Annotated in this window: 3 protein-coding genes; 2 read left to right on the top strand and 1 reads right to left on the bottom strand. The window is 57.9% G+C overall.

The features are described from left to right. Positions 1 to 3: 3 nt before the first annotated feature. Positions 4 to 783 carry a DeoR/GlpR family DNA-binding transcription regulator gene (locus tag WCA53_RS21500; RefSeq protein WP_423915388.1) on the bottom strand — a complete coding sequence of 260 codons (780 nt, stop codon included), beginning with the start codon at positions 781 to 783 and terminating at the stop codon, positions 4 to 6. A gap of 348 nt (positions 784 to 1,131) precedes the next feature. Between WCA53_RS21500 and WCA53_RS21495 the strand changes: the two genes are divergently transcribed. Both WCA53_RS21495 and WCA53_RS21490 read left to right on the top strand, forming a co-directional pair. Continuing rightward, on the top strand, positions 1,132 to 1,935 hold the full coding sequence (locus tag WCA53_RS21495) for a ferritin-like domain-containing protein (RefSeq protein ID WP_423915390.1): 804 nt from the start codon (positions 1,132 to 1,134) through the stop codon (positions 1,933 to 1,935). 72 nt (positions 1,936 to 2,007) lie between these two features. Continuing rightward, the gene (locus WCA53_RS21490) at positions 2,008 to 2,532 is read left to right on the top strand and encodes a hypothetical protein (protein ID WP_423915386.1); all 525 of its coding nucleotides are present in this window, start codon (positions 2,008 to 2,010) and stop codon (positions 2,530 to 2,532) included. Positions 2,533 to 2,571 lie beyond the last annotated feature (39 nt).

The raw sequence follows: 2,571 nt of genomic DNA, 5'->3' as shown, positions 1-2,571 counted from the left end.
CCCTTACTCCGCCACAAAAACCTGCATATCGAGCGAGGCGAGCGTCTCAGCCATCTCCCCCGGCGGTGCGGCATCGGTGAACAGCGCATTGATCTGATTCAAATGGCCCAACCGAACTAGCGCCGGCCGACCAAACTTCGAATGGTCGGCAACCAGAAACACCGTGCGCGCGTGCGCAATAATGGCTTCGGCAACGCGAACCTCGCGGGTATCGAAATCACGCAGCGTGCCGTCAGTTTCAATGCTCGACGTCCCGATGATCGCGAAATCCACTTTGAACTGGCGGATAAAATCAATCGCGAGTTCGCCCACAATGCCCTTGTCCCAAGGACGCACAATACCGCCGGTAATCAGCACTTCGCACTCCGGGTAGCCGCCCATCATGCTTGCCACATTGAGGTTGTTCGTAATCACGTGCAAGCCGCGGTGCCGGTTGAGGGCTCGCGCCACTTCCTCGGTAGTCGTGCCCAGGTTGATGAAGAGTGAAGCCTGATCCGGTATGTGCGACGCAACCAGCGCAGCAATCCGACGCTTTTCATCGTGGAACATGCGCTGTCGAGCGCTATACGAGACATTCTCCGAACTGGTCGGAAGGCTTGCGCCGCCGTGATAGCGGCGCAGCAGGTTCATATCGGAAAGCCAGTTGACGTCGCGGCGAATGGTCTGCGGCGTGACGTCGAAGTGCGTGGCGAGATCGTCCACGGTCACGAAGCCGTCCCGCTGTACCCAGTCCAGCAATGCCTGCTGTCGTGCGTTCAAGGTGATACGGGGATCTCGTGTCATAGCTCGAAAAAGTGCGCGGGATGGTTCATGCGATGGCCGTATTGTAAGGGGTCAGCCGAGCGCCACTGCACGCGTGCATCGCCGTGAATGAAACCGTTGATGTCACACCCGCGAACTCGGTACGATTTGTGCTATTTCACGTGCTATCCGGAACTGATACGCTGCTTTAGCGGTCTCTCTTCGTACCTGCGGCTTCCTCGCAAGGCAGCTAATATGCAGGTTCCAAGTTTTCAACAATACGGGCGCTATGATCTTCACGGCGTCGCCTGACGTTCGGCCGGTTTGGCTGACGGCGCGTTCAGTACAGCTTCGGGAGCGCGAATTATGTACACGAAAAGTAGCTACGTGATGCCTTGGCGGATCGAAAATATCGATCTGAACCGCATCGACCGCCGTAAGGCCCAGGCGAATGAACATCTTCTTCTATTGCTTTGCGCGGCTTCGTTTATCGAGAGCGGGACCGATCTCTACACAAGCAACCTGAGCACCTATTTCAATGACGACCCCGAGGTCTCCGACTGGCTCAACAACGAGTGGGAACCCGAAGAGATGCAGCACGGCCTGGCGTTGAAAACCTACATTCACCATGTGTGGCCCGAGTTCGACTGGGACACGGCATTCAAGAACTTCTTCGCTGAATATTCGCTGACGTGCTCGGTAGAGGAATACGAAAAATCCCGCGCCCTCGAAATGGTGGCCCGCTGCGTAGTGGAAACAGGCACGGCTACGTTGTACCGGGCCATTAACGAATGCTCCGACGATCCAGTCCTCAAGCAAATCACCGATCTCATCCGTATCGACGAAGTGCGGCATTACAAGCACTTCTTTCGCTTCTTCAAGAAGTACAACAAGATAGAAGGCAACGGGCGTTTCGCCGTGCTGGGCGCGCTGATGCGTCGCGTGATGGAGCTCAAGAACGAGGATTCCGAGATCGCGCTGCGGCACGTGTTCGCCGTCCGCTATCCGGAACGCGCCAACGACACGGCCCACAACCGTGAGTTGGCGGCGCGTGTCAATGCGCTCGTGCGGCGCAATCTATCGGCGCAAATGTGCGTGAAGATGTTGCTCAAGCCGCTCAACCTCCCAGCGCGTATCCTGCCTGGCGTGCAATATCCGCTGGAGAAGATCACGCAGCACGTGTTCTTTCGATAGACCATCCGGCTTACATGCATGCGTCAGTTGAAGGCTCGTTCCAACGGGCCTTTTTCCTTTGCGGAGATCCGTATGACCGATCCTCAGGTGTCGAAGGTGGCTGACATCGAACATTGCACGTTCGACCAATGGCCTGCGCCCTTGCGCGCGCTCTTCAACGGCGAATCGATCGAGACGAAAGCCGGTTTCACCGCTTCGCTGCTCGCTACCGTCGATGGCCGCGTGCGGACATCGTTGCTGAGTGTGGGCGAGCTGTATGCGCCCGATGAGCGCAGCGTGTGTTTCTCGCTGTGGCCGGAGTCGCGGACGGCGCTCGCTATCGGCCGGACGGGTCGCGCGGCGCTGACCTTCATCTTCGATGAAGCGTTCTTCCAGGTACAACTCATGGTGCGAGTCGCGCCATCGATTAAAGGTTCGCCCGCCACTTGCTTCATGGCGTCGATCGAAACGGGAGAGTGGCAGAAAGTTGGCTACGCGCGCCTCACGCACGGGATCGAATTTGCGTTCGCGCGGGACCAGGAGGCCGGGGTTCTCGAACGCTGGCGTAACCAGGTCGACGTCCTCAAGCGAACCGCAGCGCAAGATGCCGACGCCTGAAACGAAAACAGCGGAGCCGAAGCTCCGCTGTTCATAAAC

Source organism: Caballeronia sp., assembly GCF_049581465.1.
Taxonomy (GTDB): domain Bacteria; phylum Pseudomonadota; class Gammaproteobacteria; order Burkholderiales; family Burkholderiaceae; genus Caballeronia.
This window is presented reverse-complemented; position numbering and strand designations above follow the sequence as displayed.

Coding starts and splice junctions, on each gene's coding strand:
- WCA53_RS21500 (WP_423915388.1), bottom strand. CDS start 783: ATGACACGAGATCCCCGTATCACCTTGAACGCACGACAGCAGGCATTG.
- WCA53_RS21495 (WP_423915390.1), top strand. CDS start 1,132: ATGCCTTGGCGGATCGAAAATATCGATCTGAACCGCATCGACCGCCGT.
- WCA53_RS21490 (WP_423915386.1), top strand. CDS start 2,008: ATGACCGATCCTCAGGTGTCGAAGGTGGCTGACATCGAACATTGCACG.